The organism is Dyella psychrodurans (genome assembly GCF_003363265.1).
GTDB lineage: Bacteria > Pseudomonadota > Gammaproteobacteria > Xanthomonadales > Rhodanobacteraceae > Dyella_B > Dyella_B psychrodurans.
Genome location: NZ_QRBF01000003.1, coordinates 85,381 through 102,559 on the forward strand (window position 1 = coordinate 85,381; position 17,179 = coordinate 102,559).

The window sequence follows — 17,179 nt, forward strand, 5'->3', positions numbered from 1 at the left end:
AAAACGACCGCCATCATCGTCCCTTCCCTGGAGCATCATGAAAGAAACGGCATTGGTCACCGGCGGCAGCGGCTTCGTGGCCAGCCATGTGATTCAGCAGCTGCTCCAGGCCGGCGACGCCGTTCACGCCACGGTGCGCAGTCTTGCCAACGAAGCCAAGATTCGCCCTCTGCGTCAGCTGCGACAGCAATTTCCCGATCAATTGCAGCTGTTCGAGGCGGATCTTCTCGCGCCAGGTTCTTTCGATACCGCCCTGAAGGGTTGCACCGTCGTTCACCACATTGCATCGCCCTTTTTGCTGCCGGAAAAAATCAAGGACGGCAAGCGGCAAATGCTGGAACCCGCACTGTTCGGCACCCAAAACGTGCTCGACAGCGTGAACCGGTCAAAGGACGTGCGACGCGTGGTGATGACCTCGACGGTCGGCGCCATCTTTGGCGATTACATCGATGTGCTGGGCATGAAGGACCAGACGCTTGCGGAAAGCTACTTCAACACCAGCAGCACGATCGAAAACAATCCTTACCACTACGCCAAGGTCGAGGCCGAGAAAGAAGCCTGGCGCATGTGCCGCGCGCAGGATCGCTGGAGCCTGGTCACCATCAACCCCGGCATGATTCTCGGGCCGTCGCTGACGCCCGCTTCGGAGTCGGGCAGCCTGTTTCTGCTCGACGAGATGTTCAAGGGCTACTTCTTTTACGGCATGCCGAATTTGAGCCTGACGACGGTCGACGTTCGCGAAGTCGCCACGGCGCACATCCACGCGGCGCGCCTGCCGCAGGCGCAAGGACGCTACATCCTTGCGGAGAAAGACATGATTTCCTTCGCGGAGATCTCCAAGATCGTCCGCAAGATTCACCGGCGCCCCTGGTTGCTGCCCAAGCATCAAGTGCCGGACACGGTGGTCAGGCTGATCGGGCCGTTCTTCGGATTGACGCAGGATTACATCCGCAAGCACCTGGGGATTCGCTTCAAGGTGGACAACCGCAGAAGCATCGACGAACTCGGCGTCGTCTATCGGCCGATCGAACAAACGCTGCATGAGCACTACCGCAGCTGGGCCGCACAACGCGCGGGTGCCACGGCGTGAATCGGTGCGCGATGTCCCGCATGGCTCAACAACGTGCGCGCGGAAACACGCGCCGATATGACTCAGCGCGCCGCGTTGCCCTGCAGGCGCTGGATGTTGCTGGCCAGGCTCGCGGCGACGAGGCGCATTACGGATGGCGCATCGAGCGCGGGATCGTCGAACAGCATTTCCAGCGCCGCGAAGGCCATGCTGTCCGCCACGCGGCTGATGAGTTGCAGTTCGCCCACCGGGATATCCGGAAAAGCTTCAATCAAACGCGCTGTGGCCTGAGTCGCGACCTCGGTCGCCGATTCGAGCCGGACATCCTGCAACATGGGAATCGCGCGCAGCGCGCGCATGATCCAGATGCCGCCCGTGGTTTTGCGCGTGATCTCGTAGGTTTCCAGCAGCAACCCCGTCAGCGCATCTTCCAGATGCCGGGCCGAGACAAACGCCGCGGGCGTCAGCCACTGCGCAAGCAACGCATTCTGCTGGTGCATCAGGCGCAAGCCCAGCTCATGCAGCATGGCGTACTTGTTCGGGAAGTAGCGATACAGGGCGGGCGGCGACAGGCCGGCACGCTGGCAGACCAGATTGGTGCTGAGCTGCTCGAAGCCCACCTCGGCCAGGGCCTGGGCCGTGACATCCAGCAAATGTTCGTAGGTTTCGGCGGCGCGGGGCTGTGCCGGCGTCACCTTGAGCGCCAGATCGAGCTTGGGGCGCTTGGCGCCGGGGCGGGGCCGCTTCTTGGTCGGGGCTGGCACGAACGTGGGTCCTGGCTTTGGGGCTTGCGTGAATTATAGCTAGAACTATATTGTAGCTAATACTATCTTTTTGGGGAGCAAGTCATTCATGCCCAGCACGGCGCAGGCCACCACGGCTTCCGGCAACGACCGCCTCGTTCTCGCGGTCGACCTGGGCACGTCCGGCTGCAAGTGCGCGCTCATCGGCATGGACGGCCGCGTGCTGGCCTGGACCTTCCGCGCCGTCACGCTGCACCTGGTGGATGAGCTGGGCGTCGAACAGGACCCGCAAGACTGGTGGCACGCCTTTCTCGATGGTGCGCAGGAATTGCTCGCCGCGGATGCTCGCCGTCGTCAGCAGGTCATCGCCGTCTGTTGCTCGACCTTCGGCGAATGCACGATTCCGGTAGACGACGAAGGCAACGCGCTGTCGCGCGCGATGCTGTGGGTCGACATGCGCGGAGCGGATGCGATCCGTCGGCGCGCACGCAGCGGGCGCTTGAACATCCAGGGTTACGGTCCGCTCAAGCTCGCGCGCTGGCTGCGACTCACCGGCGGTGCGCCGTCGCTGTCGGGCAAGGATCCCGCCGGCCACATCGCCTGGCTCTACGATCACCAACCGTCGCTGGTCGAGCGCACCGGCAAGTTTCTCAATGCGCTCGACTTCATGAACCTGCGTCTCACGGGCCGGTTTTGCGCAACCTACGATTCCGCACTCACCACCTGGGCCACGGACAACCGCGATCTCTCGCAGGTGCGTTACGACGCGCGCCTGCTGCGCATGCTGGGGGTGGAGCGCGACAAGCTGCCCGAGCTTGTGCATTCAACGGAAGTGATCGGTCATCTGCTGCCCACCGTCGCCGAAACCCTGGGACTTGCGCCAGACACCAAGGTCGTCGCGGGCGCCATCGACAATTCCGCGGCGGCGATTGGCGCGGGAACAGTGCGCGATCGCGAACTGCATCTGTATCTGGGCACCTCGTCCTGGCTCGGCGCGCACATGCCGAAAAAGCGCACGGACATCAACGCGTTCATCGCATCGCTTCCCTGCGCACAACCGGATCGCTATCTGGCCATGGCGATGCAGACCACGGCGTGCGGCAATCTCTCGTTCCTGCGCGATCGCATCCTGTTTCACGCAGATGAACTGCTGGGCGACGACCAGCGCATGGACGTCTATCCGCTGCTCGATCGCATCGCCGACCGCGTACCGCCGGGATCGCGCGGACTGATCTACATGCCCTGGCTGCTCGGCGAACGCACGCCGGTGGACGATCGCCATCTGCGCGCCGGCCTGTTCAATCTTTCGCTGGAACACACGCGCGAAGACATGATTCGCGCTTTCCTGGAAGGCGTGGCTCTGAATACGCGCTGGATGCTGGAGCCGATGCTCGACTTCATCGGCGGCGAACGCGGCGGCGCCATGACGATCGTCGGCGGCGGCGGCCAGTCGGATGTGTGGTGCCAGATGATCGCCGACGTCACCGGCATGGTCGTGCAGCAGCCACATGCGCCGATCCAGGCCAATGCGCTGGGCGCGGCCTTCATTGCGGGCATCGGCCTGGGCGAACTGACGTATCACGACGTGCCGACACTATGCCGGCACCGGCAACGCTTCGAACCGCGCCAAACCCTGCGCGGCCTCTACGACGATTGCTTCGGGACATTCAAGCAATTGCATCGGCAACTCGCGCCGATCTATCGCCGCCTCAATCAGCACCGGAGTCCGCCGCGATGAAATTCGAGTCCATTCGTCGTCGCGTCGTCGAGATGAGCGTACTGCTGGCCGACCACGGCTACTTTGCCGCCACCGGCGGCAACCTGGCCTTGCGCGCGGACGATGAACACATCGTGGTAACGCCATCGGCCGTCGATTATTACCAGATGGGCCCGGAGGACATCTGCGTACTGCGTTTGCGCAACCTGTCCAAGGTCGACGGCGAGCGCAAGCCTTCGGTGGAATCCGGCATGCACGCGCAGTTGCTACGCAAGCGCACGGATTGCTGCGCAAGCATCCACACGCACCAACCCGCGGCAAGTGCCTTGACCCTGCTTGGACAGCCGCTGCCTGTTCAACGCGCGAACCACCAGGCACTGCTTGGACCGCAGGTGCTGATCGCAGGCTACGCGCCATCCGGCACGCGTTGGCTATCCAGCAAACTTACTCGTGTGCTGCGCCCGGACGTCAACGCTTATCTGCTTCGCACGCATGGCGCGATCTGCTGCGGCGCCAGCCCCGAACGCGCGCTGCAAGCCATCGCCGCACTCGAAGCACTGGCCACGGCCTATCTGCGCGAACGCATCGCGGCCCGCGCCGCGCTCGCCACGCCCGAGCAAGGCGCGCTCAGGAAACTGATCGCCACGCTTGACGCGCATCCTGTTCAGGAGTTGATCGCATGAACGTCAAACAGACTTCCGACACCCTTCCGGCGAGCAGCGCCATTTCCCAATGGCCTGACACCGACGCGCTCTACCGTCGTTTCGATGCGCTGGTGAAGCAACCGATCCGTCCGCTGCGGCGCGATGCGATGGAACAGGTGCTCAACTATTTCGAGCAACGCTGCCAGACCTCCAAGCGCATGGCCGAGCAGGCCAAGCACGTCATTCCCGGCGGCGTGCAACACAACCTCGCCTTCAACTATCCGTTCCCGCTTGCGGTCACGCAGGTCAGCGGTGCGCATATGACGGATGCGGACGGCAATCGCTACATCGACTTTCTGCAAGCCGGCGGACCTACCCTGCTCGGCTCCAACTATCCCGACGTGCGCGCGAAGGTACACGCGCTGCTGGAGGAATGCGGCCCGGTCACCGGCCTGCTGCACGAGTACGAGATCAAACTCGCGGAACTGGTGTGCGACGCAATGCCCGGCGTCGACATGCTGCGCATGATGGGCTCGGGCACCGAAGCGGTGATGGGCGCGATTCGTCTCGCGCGTGCGTATACCGGCAAGAAACGCGTGATCAAGATCGGTGGCGGCTATCACGGCTGGAGCGATCAGATGGTCTACGGCATGCGCCTGCCCAATACCGGGCGCATGGAAGCCATCGGCATTCCGCGCGGCGCAACCGCCACCACGCAGGAAAGCCTGCCGAACGATCTGGCGGCGATCCGGCGCAAATTGCAGTGGAACCGTTTGCGCGGCGGCACGGCGGCGATCATCGTCGAGCCGTTCGGCCCCGAAAGCGGCACGCGGCCCGTTACCAAGGATTTCAACGCGCAGCTTCGCCGGTTGTGCGACGAGTTCGACGCGCTGCTGATTTTCGACGAAGTGGTCACCGGCTTCCGCGCCGGCATGGGCGGAGCGCAAGCGTATTTCGGCGTCACGCCCGACCTCACCATTCTCGGCAAATGCCTTACCGGCGGTTATCCCATGGCCGGCGCGATCGGTGGCAAGCGCGAGATCATGATGATGCTGGTCGGCGGCATCGGCACGACCGCCAAGCGCGCGTTCGTCGGCGGCACGCTCACGGCCAATCCGCTGTCTTGCGCAGCGGGTTATTTCGCGTTGCAGGAAATCCAGCGCACGGATGCCGCAGCGAAAGCCGGTCGCGCGGGCGATCGCCTGCGCCAGGGTCTTGAGCAGATCATCGAGCGCCTCGGCCTGCCTTATGTCGCCTACAACATGGGCTCGATCGTGCACCTGCAAACATCCGGCGTGATGCTGCTGGACACCAGCAACCTGCTCAAGCTCGTGCGCCTTAAGAACGAAGCCAGGCAACGCAAGCACATGATGGAGGAGATGGGTGCCGCCTACGCGGCGCATGGCCTGATCACGCTCGCAGGCAGCCGCATCTATACGAGCCTCGCCGATACCGATGCGGTGATCGACGACGCGCTCAATCGTTTCGAAGACGTGCTGAAACTGGTGTGACGCCGATGCCGCTCTCGAACCTGCTCGAAGACGCGATACATCGCCTGGACGGCAAGCATCTGCTCGGCGCCGATGCCAGCGTATCCGTGCGGCTGCCCGGCACGCAGGACATGTTGCTGGGCGCGCCAGGAAAGACGCCGTCGCGCGTACCGCTTACTAGCGGCAACGAGAACACCGAACACGCATGGCATGCCGCCGCCTATCGCGCTCGCGCGGACATCGGCGCGATTGCCTTGGGCGGCGGCTTCTATGGCCGCAGCCTTGGCGACTTCGGCGGCGACCTGCCGCAAGTGTTCGACGAACAGGCGCGGCATCTGGGGCGCGCATCGTTGCCGCTGGCGCAGATGGCCGGCGATCCCGAAGCCAGTGCGCAGCGCTGCCTGGCGACGCGCGGCAACGCATGGGTTTGCGGGCACACCGTGCTTGTGTTCGGCAGCACCGCACAACGTCTGGTGCTCAACGCCGAACTGCTGGAGAAATGCGCAAAGGCTTATGTGCTGGCCACGGCAACCGGCGCGCCGATCCACACCTTGCCCTGGTGGGTATGCCGCATCGCCAACGGACGCCTGAAGAAGGACCAGCGGCGTGCCGGCGAACGTTTCGCACAAGGATTGCTACCTGAAGAAGTGAAAGGCTACTGAGGTGAGCGATATGCAACGGCCCCGAGCGCACAACAGCGAGATACGCCCATGACGACATCGGTCTCGATCAGCTTTCGTCGCTCCGAAGTCGTAGCGGCCCTCGCCATGGGCTGCGTGGCGCTGATGATGCTCGGGCTGCAACCTGCTTTGCTTGGTACGTTGATCGAGCAGCGACGCATTTCGATGGAAGGCGTCGGCATCGTCGCCATGGGCGAAATTTTCTCGCTCGGCATCGGCGTCGTACTGGCCGAGAAGCTGTTGCCTTTGCATCGCATTCGCCCGGTCGCGATCGTCGGCTGCGTGTTGCTGGCGGCAGTCAATCTGCTGACCCTGAGGGTGCATGGCGATGCCGCCTGCACCGCCGTGCGCGTGATGGCGGGCCTGCTTGAAGCGAGCCTGTTCTGGATTACCACCATCGTGATCGTGCGCTCGCGCGAACCGGATCGACTGGCCGGCATCTTCCTCACGGTGCAGACGCTTACGCAGGCGTTCGTGATGTTCGCGATCGCCCGGCTTCCGCTCCATTTCCTGGGTTGGCAGGCGGGATTCGTCGTGCTGGCGCTGGTCTGTCTGCTGCCGTTGCTGGTCAGCTACCGTCTACCCGGACAAGTTGGATCGCATACCGATGCCATCATGCCTTCGGTGGTTTCCCTGCGCGGCTTTTTTGCCTTGCTGGTGCCGTTCGCGCATATGAGCGCGATCGGTACGCTTTGGGCTTACCTGGAACCGCTGAGCAGGAACGCAGGCGTCATCGGCCGCAATGCGGATACGCTGGTCGCGCTGGTGTTGCTGATGCAGGTTGTCGGCGGCAGCGTCGCCGCGATGGCGGTGCGCCGATGGCGCATCATGCCGGCCCTGGCGTTCAGCGCTGCGATCGTGGCGGTCATCGGCATGGCCATCCATCGCCTTCCTTCGCCCAGTCCATGGGGTTTCACGGCGTTGTGCGCCGTGTTGGGTTTTGTATGGTTGTTCCAGCTGCCGTTTCACATCCGGCTCGCGTTCGATATCGATCCGCGCGGGCGCATCGCCCTGCTGGCGCCCCCGGCCCAGTTGTTGGGCTCCGGATTCGGGCCGCTGGCGGCTTCTTTTAGCGTGCACGGCGACGATGTTCAGCGCATACCGCTGATCGCGGCGGGATTCGCGGTGTGCGTGGTAGTGGCACTTTTGTTGGTGAAGTATCGCGCTCCTTCCGGCAATGGGAGAGGGGTTTTGGCCGGGGGCGAGCACATCAAATAAACCCGATGCATCGACTTTGAGGGGCGATGCCATTCGAAGAATTTAGGGGAGAACAACATGACGATGCGGCAACGTACGCTTTCCACTTGCATGCACCAAGCACTGTTCGGTGGTGCAGCGCTGTTCCTTTGCGCATTCTGGTCGTCCGGCGCGCACGGAGCGCCGCAGGACACGGGCAACAATCCGCCTGCCACCAAGCCCGCTGCGAACAAGTCTGCGCCTGACGCAAGCCAGGCCAAGCAACTGGGCAATATCACGGTCACGGCGCAAAGCCGCACGCAGCAGATGGAACAGGTGCCGATTCCGCTGCAGATCCTCACGGCCAAGCAGATCGACACGCAGGCGGCCACGGACTTGAGCAAGATTTCCTTGTTCGTGCCCGGGCTCGTCGTGGACGGCAGCCAGCCGACACAGCCGAATTATTCGCTGCGCGGCATCAGCACGAGCGATTTCGGCATCGGCACGGAATCGGCCGTCGGCGTCTATATCGATGGCGTTTATGCCGCGCGCTCCGGCGGCGCGCTGCTGGCGTTCAACGACATCGACCGCATCGAAGTGCTGAAAGGTCCGCAGGGTACGCTGTTCGGGCGCAACGCGGCGGGCGGCGCGATCTCCATCGTCACCAACGAACCCACCGATACGTTCGAAGGCAAGGCGGTGCTGCGCTACGGCAACGATGGCGAACGCTACGAAAGCGCGCTGGTCAACATTCCGATCAACAAGGACATGGCGCTGCGCGTCAGCGTGCTGGACAACCAGAGCGACGGCTGGATCAAGGACCAGGCGACCGGCCAGCACTACGGCAAGAACGACGACTGGGGCAGCCGCATGGTGTACCGCTGGAACATCACGCCGGATACCCGCCTGTTGTGGTCATGGGATCACGAACGGCTCGATCAGCCCCCTCGACCGGCCATCGGGCTGGTGGCGCTGTCCAACGACACCAACCAGCGCCCGCCGTTTCCGCCCAATCCGCAAACCTACCTCAACCCGCTGACCGCACCGCTCTACAACGATGCGATCGGTGCGGCCGAGTGGCGTCACTTCGACGGCTCCACGCTGATCATCGATCACTCCTTCCCATGGGGGAGCTTTACCTCCACCACCGCGTGGCGTCACTTCAACACCTACAACGCCGAAGACAACGACGGTACCGATCACGTCGTCAGCTACCTGGCCACCACCAACATCGAGCACAACAACAGCTACTACCAGGAATTCAAGCTGGCCGGCGACAACGATCTGATGGACTGGGTGTCGGGCGTGAGCTTCTATTCGGAGCAGGCGCGCCAGAGCAGCGTGGTCAATACCAACACCAACAGCCTCGATACCTTGGCGCAGAACGTAGACAACCAGGGCCTGCCGCTGACCGAGATTACCCAGGGACTGCAGTCGTTCGGCCTGCCGTACAACCTGCTGGGCGATCCGTGGCAGGAGGAAATCAACAACGTCGGCAGGTTCAAGGCGTATGCCGCTTTCGGCGACGTGATCTGGCACCTCAGCGACAAGCTGGACCTCACCACCGGCCTGCGCTACACGGAAGATCAGAAGGACTTCACGTGGCTCACGCCACTACGCACGGCCACCGCCTTCGACCAGACCGTCGCCGAGCTCAAATCCACTGGCATCTTCGGCCTGCTGCCACCCGATGCGCAGCAAGCGCTGAATGCATTCGGCACGAACATCGTGTTTCCCAACGACGTGGGGCAATGGGTGCAGGCCAATCACAGCTGGCATGACTTCAGCCCACGCGCGGTATTGAGCTACAAGTTCACGCCGAACGTGATGGCGTACATGTCCGTCACCAAGGGTTACAAGGCGGGCGGCTACAACAGCCTGCAAGTAGGCTCGCTGTACGCGCCGGAAAAAGTGTGGAACTACGAAGGCGGCATCAAGACCGTGGTGCCCGAGTATGGCCTGATCTTCAACGCATCGGCGTACTTCTACCGCTACACGAACCTGCAATCGTCCGTCCTCGATCCCAACTACACCGGTTCGGGCGTGCCGTTCTATACCGTGATGACCAGCGACCAGCACGCGCACGGCCTGGATGTGGAAGCGCAGTGGCAGCCGGCCGACTCGCTGCGCCTGAACTTCACCAGTGCGTACATCGACAGCACCTATATCAAGGGCATTTCCACCTCGGGAGCGAATCTCGCGGGGCAGCCCACCGGAGAACCGTTCTTCTCGTCGACCGCGGGTTTTGACTACACCTGGTTCGGGGTCCACAACGGCAACCTCGAGTTCAGCATGCAATACGCCTACCGCGGCCCCACCCGCTGCAACGCGGATTCGGGTTTCCAGGGCACCTGCCTTACGACGCCGCTGTTCAGCGTGGGGACCTCCACTCAACGCACCGATGCCCGTCTCGACTGGCATACTCCTGACCAGCGCTGGGGCGTGGGGCTGTACGTCAACAACATGTTCAACAAGCGCTACGTGGTCAGCATCGGCAACGACGCCACCAACGACTTTGGTACGCCTTACGCAGTCATTACGCCACCACGTGTATACGGTGTGGAACTGAGGGCCAAATTCTGAGCCGCCATGAACAAGCCAGACACGCTCGACCTGCCCAGTGAACTCAAGCGCCTGCGCGAGGTGCAATCGCGCGATCCGCTGCCGGGATGGCAGACCCGCGAGCGGCGGCTGCGCGCGCTCGAAGCCGTGGTTCTCCAGCACCGCGACGAGATCGCCGAGGCGATCAACGCGGATTTCGGCTGCCGCCCGCGCGAGGAAACCGAGATGCTGGAGATCTTTCCCAGCGTCTCGGGCATTCGCCATGCCTTGCGTCACGGCCGGCGCTGGATGAAGCCGCAGCGCTCGATGGCGAGCCTGGCGTTTCTGCCCGCACGAACGGAGATGCGGCCACAGCCGCTGGGCGTGGTCGGCATCATCGTACCGTGGAACTATCCCTTGCTCCTCGCCGTGGGTCCGATGGTTGACGCACTCGCCGCCGGCAACCGCGTGATGGTCAAGATGAGCGAATACACGCCGCGCTTTTCAGAGCTGTTCGCCGACCTCGTCGCACGCCATTTTCAGCCCGACGAAGTGATCGTGGTCAACGGCGATGCGTCAGTAGGTCAAACCTTCGCCGGACTGCCGTTCGATCATCTGCTGTTCACGGGCTCTACGGCGGTGGGGTATCACGTGATGCGCTCCGCCTCGGCGAACCTCACGCCCGTCACGCTGGAACTGGGCGGCAAGTCGCCGGCCATCATCGGCCCCGGTGCGCGTTTCGAACATGCGGTGGAACGCATCGTCTTCGGCAAGATGGTCAATGCGGGGCAAACCTGCATCGCGCCGGATTACGTGCTGCTGCCGCGCGCGGATGTGGACCGCTTTACCGCCGCCGCGCGCGACACCGTAAAGCGCCTGTATCCGGACATCGCCAGCAGCAAGCAATACGCAAGTATCGCCACGGACCGCCACTATCAACGCCTGTCCGGCCTGCGCGACAGCGCGGTGGCCGCGGGCGCGCGCGGCGAACGCTTGAGCGATGCCATCGATCAGTCCACGCAGCGCCTTCTTACGCCGATGCTGCTGACCGACGTGAACGACGACATGGCGGTGATGCAGGAAGAAATCTTCGGGCCGCTGTTGCCGCTGGTGCCTTACGACAACTTCGGCGATGCGATCGACTACGTTGTCGCGCGCCCGCGCCCGCTGGCGCTATATCTGTTCGAGGAAAACCAGGCTCGAATCGATCAGGTGCTGTCGCGCACGCACGCGGGCGGTGTCAGTCTCAACGACACGCTGTATCACATCGCGCAACATGGCCTGCCGTTCGGCGGCGTGGGACCTTCGGGCATGGGCGGATATCACGGAGAAGCAGGCTTCCGGACGTTCTCGCACTTCAAGCCGGTGTTTCGTCAGGCACGTCTCAATGGCACTGGGTTGCTCAATCCGCCTTATGGCAAGCGTTTCCGGCAGATGCTGGAGATCCTGCTGCGTCGAGGCTGATTCATAGACGCTCATTCATACGCGTAACATCGACACGACTGCAAATAAAAAACCTCCCCGCGCAAACGGGGAGGTTTTTTTGTTCTACGCGACAACCGATCAGAACTTGTAGACAGCCGACAACGCGAACAGGTTGCCGTAGTCGTCGGAGGTACCGGTGATGACGTCTTCGGTCGCACTGATGTCGTTGCTGATCGCCGCACGGTTGACAAAGATGTGCGCGTACGAAGCATTGAGCGAGAGATGTTCGCTCGCCTTGTAGCCCAAGCCCACGGAGAGCAGCTTGCGCGACTCGTCCGGCACGCGCACGTCACGTGTCGCGCCCGATGTCGGCGTACTGTCGAAACCGATACCGGCGCGTGCGGTCAGCTTGTCGGTGAGGTAGTACTCGCCACCGAACGATGCGTACCAGGAGTTGTGCCAATCGAACGCCTGCGTGGTGGACGGCTGGACCGGATTGCCGTAGTTCACGGTGAGGTTCTTGAACACGTCCCACTGGGTATAGGCCACGTCCGCGCCGAAGCCGAACTTGTCTTCCTGGTGCCAGTAGCTGACCGTCGTCACCGCCGGCGTGGTGAAATCGGCCGTGCCGCTGGTGTTCTGGAACGGCAGGTTGGCGGTATTCAGACCCAGTGCCGGCGCGAGCTGGTTGATCAGCGTGGACACGCTCTGCGGCACGTTGAAATCAGCCGTGCCCTGCAGGCGATGGCTGATCTTGGAGCGGTAGTTCACCGCAAGGCGATCCTTCGGATCGATCTTGTAGTAGGCACCCAGCTGCCAGCCCCAGGCCCAGTCGCTGCCGGTAATGCGCGCGGAACCGTCGGTGCCCGGCGGAATCAGGCCGTACACGAAGCTCGGCGGCAGGTTGAGCTTGCTGCCCGGGCCGGCGAGCGCGAGGCCGACACTGGCGAAGTTGATCGCATTGGTCAGCGTGGCGGTCGTGCGCTGGGCGATGGCGCTGCCGCCGATGCTGAGGTTGTCGGTGACGTCGAACGACGCCGACAGCGTGCCGTCCAGCGACTCGAATTTGGAGTAAATGGCGTTGTAGCGACCGACCCAGTCGTTGTTGTAATCCGTCTTGAAGCCGAACGGCACGGTAAAGGCCGCGCCCACGTGCCAGCGATCGCTGACCTGGGTTTCAAAGAAGAAAGCCGGGACCGGCATGGTGGTGCCAGCGTCGCCACCATTGTTGCCGCTGATCGGATTGCCGAGCACGTCGTGGGCGCTGCCCGAGAACTGGGAGCTGAAATTGATGGCGGTGACGTCCGCCTCGAAATAGGTGCCCTTGAGGTCGGTCATCGCCGCCGGGCCGTTGGCCACCACGGATACATCGCCACCCGCAGTCAGCGAGCCGGCGTAGGCGCGGCCCATGGCCTGCGCACTGTCTTCCTTCAACTGAAAGGCGCTGGCGTGGGCTTGCTGCGGAGCGACAAGCGCACCGGCGATGGCGAGGCCCAGCGCGCCCAGGGCAAGCGGACGGGCACCACGGAGGGTGTTGCGGGAAAGCATGTGCATCAAGGGCTCCTGCTTATTATGTTGACGGCATCGGGTGTGGCAGGGGCCAGCGGAACAGAAATTCATACGCGCGTTTGATACCCCAGGCGGGCACTGTGCCGACTCGGGTCGGGGCATGCAAGTGCAGTCGCAGCAATCGGCGCAGCCATCCAAACCTGACTACGCGCAACACAGCCGCGCGTTGCGCGGGCGACGCTGGCGACCTGGGCTGTTAACCTTCGGGCCCATACGTCTTTCCGCGGGCACCGCCATGCATTGTTTCGTTTATGCCAGCCAGCGCAAGGCCGACACTTATCTGTGGTTGAACCGCAAGGACAACTTCCAGGCGCTGCCCGCTCCGTTGGCGCTGATGCTGGGCGATCTCCGTTTTGTCCTGGAAGTGGAGTTGCATGCGGAACGACGCTTGCCGTACGAAGACGCACACGTGGTGATGGACCATCTCCATGCCCAAGGCTGGCACCTGCAACTGCCACCGCAAGAAGCACTGGCATCGGCAAACCCGGCAGACCAGGAAGCAACACCCAAGCGCCAGGAAGAGTAGATGTGGACGCATAGTCGTTAACAAGTGATTACCGTCTCACGCGCCTATGGTTCCTATACTCGCCGACATGCCACCTATCAAATCGCGCCGCCCATCTTCCGCACTCACTTCCCTCGTCTGGTTCGTACCAGGATTGATCGTGGCAGGTATCGCCGCCGCCATCGGCGCGCATCCGCTCACGCTGATCCCGCTGCTGCTGGCCAATACCTTGACGATGGCCGCGGTCTGCCACGCCATCGGCTTCGATCCTGAACCGAATTTCTCGGCCACCGTATCGCGCCGCGGCGGCGCGCACGTGGCCATGTTCACGTGCTACGTGGCGCTGGTGTTCATGTTGATCGCGTGGCCGATGCTGCACCTCACCCAGCACCCGACGCTGGGAGCCACCCTGTTGTTGGCCGCGGCGCTGGTGGTGGCGCTGATGGTGCTGTGGCGATTGTGGCCCGCCTTTGCGCTGGTGTTCGTGTGGGATGACGCTTATCCCGCGCATGGAAGCCATGACGGCTCGTCGCTATTCACCGCGATGGCGCGCAGCATTGCCTTCGGTCGCCACCTCTCGCGCGAAGAGCATTTTTTCAGCCACTTTTTACCTGCTGCGCTGTCGTTGCTGATTCTGTCGTTCTCCGCGATCTCGTTGAGCGGCCTGTATGGCGTGCTGCCTTCGGAGATGCGCACCGCGGCGCTGGTGCTGTACGCCGTGGTGGTGCTGCCCTTGTGCTGCCTGCTGATCGCCAATCGCACGTTGCGCGTGATGCTGTGCGAAAGCCGTCGTCCGCGACACCGCAAGGACGCATCGACCCAACCTGCAACAGCGGGAGCGAAAGCATCCGTCTCCACGCTTCAGTTGAGCGAGCAGGAACGTACCGCCGGCGCGCCCGAACAGGCACAGGCGCTGCTGGCCGCGACGCGCCAGGGCGACATCGCGCGGGCGCTCGCGCTCGTCGAGGCAGGCGCCGATCCGGACACCGCACCGCAAGAGGGCGACCGCGATCAGCGTCCGGTGCTGATGCTGGCCGCGCTGCTGCCCGATCCGCACTTGTTGCGCGCGCTGATCATCAAGGGCGCCGACGTCAACCGCGCCAGCGGCGGCCTGACACCGTTGCTCGCCGCCACCCGCGACAGCTGGCATGGCCGCGCCGATGCCGTGATGACCTTGCTCGCCAACGGCGCCAATCCGCTCGTCGCCGATGCCGACGGCAATACGCCGCTGCACGGAGCCGTGCTCAGTGGTGAACCCACGGTGGCGGCGATGTTGCTGGATGCGGGCGCATCGGCCGACGCGCTCAACAAGGCCGGCGCCAGCCCGCTGTCGATCGCCTGCCGCGCCGCGAACTGGCCGGTGGTGCAATTCCTGCTCGAGCGCGGCGCCAAGGCGTCGCTGGCCAAGGGCGAACCGGCGCTGGTCGCCGCAGCCGGGATCGCCGACGACGACGTCAAGGGCGTGAAGTTGCTGCTGAAGCATCGTGCTCCCGTGAATACCGTCGACGCCAAGGGACGCAGTGCCCTGATGGCCGCCGCCGCCGAGGGGCACGAGCAGATCGCGCGCACCTTGATCGGCGCGGGTGCGGACGTGAATCTGGTCGACCATCACCGCAGCACGGCCTTGATGGAAGCCTCGCGCGCCGGCGCCAACGGCGTCGTGCAGCAACTCGCTCAAGCACAGGCCGATGCAAGCGCCCGCGATCATCACGGCCGCGATGCACTCACGCTGGCCTGCCAGTCGCCGCACGCAAGAGCCGAAACGATCCGCGCGCTGCTCGCACTCGGTGCCGAACCGAAAACGCCCGGCAGCGACGGACGCAGCGCGCTCGATCATGCCGCCGCCAGCGGACGCTGGGATCTGGTCGCCTTGCTCGATCCGGATACGCCGCTGCCCACCACCCTCGATCTCGGCAGCATTTCCGAAGGTGCCGATACGCCGGCTCATCTTCTCGACGCGCTGCGCTTCGGCCACTGGGCCATCGTCTCCAGCTTCAGCTCGCGCGTGCGCGAGTGGTCGCAGGCGCAACTGGCGCAGCTCTATCTGGATCTCACCGAACCCGGCCTCAGCACCGCGCGACGCTGGCTGCTCGATCACGGCCTGCAAGCCGAAGCGCGCCTGCAGCCGCAACTGATCGACGACCTCGACAGCGAGCATCCCACGCTGCCGTCGCTGGGTCGCCGCCTGTTCGACGCCCTGCTGTCGCTGCTGCCCGAAAGCACCGAAGCCGTCGAGGATCTGCTCGACGCAGGCGCCAGTCCTGCCGGCGCGGGGTTGCTGGCACAAGCGCTGGCGCGTACGCATAACGCCGCACAGAGTGCCGCCCTGCCGCTTGCCTTGCATGAGCGTGGCGCCGATCCCTTCGGCACCGACGAACGCGAGCGCGCGCCGCTGCATCTGGCCGCGACCAACGGCCAGCTCGATCTGCTGCAAGCCTTGCTGGCTCGCGGTTGCGATCCGAATTGCCGCGACAGCAACGGACGCACGCCGCTGTTCGCCGCACTGGAACACGGCGCGGATGCGCTTCCGCTGGTACGCGCGCTCGTCGCGCACGGTGCGGATGCCGAAGCGGTCGACGTGAATGGTGAAACGCCGCTCGGCCTCGCGCTCGAACACCCCGTGCTGGAACGCTGGCTCGACTGGAGCGGCTGGCAGCGCCCGCGCCGCCCGCTACGCGGTGACGACCTGATTCAAGCCGCCAAGCAGGGCCACGACATCGCCGTGCGGCGCCTGCTGGAACTGGGCTTTCCTGTCGATGCGCGCGACGCACAAGGCGCCACCCCGCTGCTGCATGCCTGCGGTGCCGGTCATCGCGACGTGGCGGCCACACTGATCGATGCAGGCGCCGAGTTGTCCGCCAGCGCAAGCAACGGCATGACGCCCCTCGCCGCGGCTGTCGCGGCACGTCGCGAGGCACTGGTCGCACTCCTGCTGGAACGTGGCGTCGATGTGAACCAGCGCCTGCCCGGCGATGCGACGGCGCTGATGATCGCCGCGGTACAGGGTTATCCGGAAATTGCCGAGCAGTTGCTGGACGCCGGTGCCGACGCCAACGCCATCGATGCAAGCGGACACAGTGCTCTGCACGCCGGATCGCAGTTCGGCTTCGAACAGAACGACAGCCTGCGCGCACGCCGCCTGTTCGACGCGTTGCTCAAGCGCAAGGCCGATCCGAATCTGGTCGACAGCGAAGGCAAAACCCCGCTTCTACTGCTGCTCGGCGCCCATCTGCGCCCAGGCAGCGAATGCGACCCGACACACATCGGTGCCTTGTTGCCAGTGCTGCTGGATGCAGGCGCGCGCGTCGACCACGCAGACAAGCGCGGCGTGACCGCGCTGCATGCATGCGCCATGCACGCCCTATTGCCGCCGGCTCGCGTATTGCTCGCCCGCGGTGCCGATCGCAACGCTGTGGACAGCTTCGGCCGCACCGCGGCGGATGTGGCGCGACACATCGGCTTTGTCGATATCGCGCACGAACTGGCGGCCCGTGGCAGCGCGATTCCCAGCGTGCGACAAACGCTGCGCCAACCGGCACAACCGTCGGATTCGTAACGCTTCGCAGAACGCGCAAGCACTCCCTCCCCTGCTTGCAGGGGAGGAGCTTCGTCAACGCATC

12 protein-coding genes are annotated in these 17,179 nt (G+C 64.0%); 10 read left to right on the plus strand and 2 right to left on the minus strand.

The features are described from left to right. Positions 1 to 37: 37 nt before the first annotated feature. Positions 38 to 1,090 carry an NAD-dependent epimerase/dehydratase family protein gene (locus DWU99_RS09475; RefSeq protein ID WP_115477803.1) on the plus strand — a complete coding sequence of 351 codons (1,053 nt, stop codon included), beginning with the start codon at positions 38 to 40 and terminating at the stop codon, positions 1,088 to 1,090. 62 nt (positions 1,091 to 1,152) lie between these two features. Here DWU99_RS09475 and DWU99_RS09480 read toward each other — a convergent pair whose 3' ends face one another. Next, positions 1,153 to 1,833 (minus strand): TetR/AcrR family transcriptional regulator, encoded by a 681-nt coding sequence (locus DWU99_RS09480; protein WP_115477804.1) that lies wholly within the window; start codon positions 1,831 to 1,833, stop codon positions 1,153 to 1,155. Between the two features lie 88 nt (positions 1,834 to 1,921). Between DWU99_RS09480 and DWU99_RS09485 the strand changes: the two genes are divergently transcribed. Genes DWU99_RS09485 through DWU99_RS09515 form a run of 7 tightly spaced genes read left to right on the plus strand, consistent with a single transcriptional unit; the run spans position 1,922 to position 11,524 of the window. Continuing rightward, entirely contained in the window at positions 1,922 to 3,550 is a 1,629-nt protein-coding gene (locus DWU99_RS09485; RefSeq protein ID WP_115477805.1) for a xylulokinase, read from the plus strand. Next, the gene (locus tag DWU99_RS09490) at positions 3,547 to 4,212 is read left to right on the plus strand and encodes a class II aldolase/adducin family protein (RefSeq protein WP_115477806.1); all 666 of its coding nucleotides are present in this window, start codon (positions 3,547 to 3,549) and stop codon (positions 4,210 to 4,212) included. Before DWU99_RS09485 ends, DWU99_RS09490 begins: the two co-directional genes overlap by 4 nt. After that, on the plus strand, positions 4,209 to 5,684 hold the full coding sequence (locus DWU99_RS09495; RefSeq protein ID WP_115477807.1) for an aspartate aminotransferase family protein: 1,476 nt from the start codon (positions 4,209 to 4,211) through the stop codon (positions 5,682 to 5,684). The genes DWU99_RS09490 and DWU99_RS09495 overlap by 4 nt, the downstream gene beginning before the upstream one ends. Before the next feature lie 5 nt (positions 5,685 to 5,689). Next, a complete protein-coding gene (locus DWU99_RS09500; RefSeq protein WP_115478156.1) occupies positions 5,690 to 6,325 on the plus strand; it encodes a class II aldolase/adducin family protein in 636 nt (211 codons plus the stop codon). A gap of 48 nt (positions 6,326 to 6,373) precedes the next feature. Further along, a complete protein-coding gene (locus tag DWU99_RS09505) occupies positions 6,374 to 7,561 on the plus strand; it encodes an MFS transporter (RefSeq protein WP_199535752.1) in 1,188 nt (395 codons plus the stop codon). A 57-nt stretch (positions 7,562 to 7,618) separates the two neighbouring features. Further along, on the plus strand, positions 7,619 to 10,102 hold the full coding sequence (locus DWU99_RS09510) for a TonB-dependent receptor (RefSeq protein ID WP_115477808.1): 2,484 nt from the start codon (positions 7,619 to 7,621) through the stop codon (positions 10,100 to 10,102). Between the two features lie 6 nt (positions 10,103 to 10,108). Further along, positions 10,109 to 11,524, plus strand: coding sequence for a coniferyl aldehyde dehydrogenase (locus DWU99_RS09515; protein WP_115477809.1), 1,416 nt, complete (start codon positions 10,109 to 10,111; stop codon positions 11,522 to 11,524). A 99-nt stretch (positions 11,525 to 11,623) separates the two neighbouring features. On the opposite strand, the gene DWU99_RS09520 is transcribed toward DWU99_RS09515, so the two are convergent. Next, positions 11,624 to 13,039: an OmpP1/FadL family transporter gene (locus DWU99_RS09520; RefSeq protein WP_115477810.1), complete on the minus strand. Its 1,416-nt coding sequence runs from the start codon at positions 13,037 to 13,039 to the stop codon at positions 11,624 to 11,626. A 250-nt stretch (positions 13,040 to 13,289) separates the two neighbouring features. Here DWU99_RS09520 and DWU99_RS09525 point away from each other — a divergent pair, with 250 nt between their 5' ends. Together DWU99_RS09525 and DWU99_RS09530 are read left to right on the plus strand one after the other, a co-directional pair. Then, positions 13,290 to 13,580: a YcgL domain-containing protein gene (locus DWU99_RS09525; RefSeq protein WP_115478157.1), complete on the plus strand. Its 291-nt coding sequence runs from the start codon at positions 13,290 to 13,292 to the stop codon at positions 13,578 to 13,580. A 67-nt stretch (positions 13,581 to 13,647) separates the two neighbouring features. Next, positions 13,648 to 17,115 carry an ankyrin repeat domain-containing protein gene (locus tag DWU99_RS09530; RefSeq protein ID WP_115478158.1) on the plus strand — a complete coding sequence of 1,156 codons (3,468 nt, stop codon included), beginning with the start codon at positions 13,648 to 13,650 and terminating at the stop codon, positions 17,113 to 17,115. Positions 17,116 to 17,179: the final 64 nt, after the last annotated feature.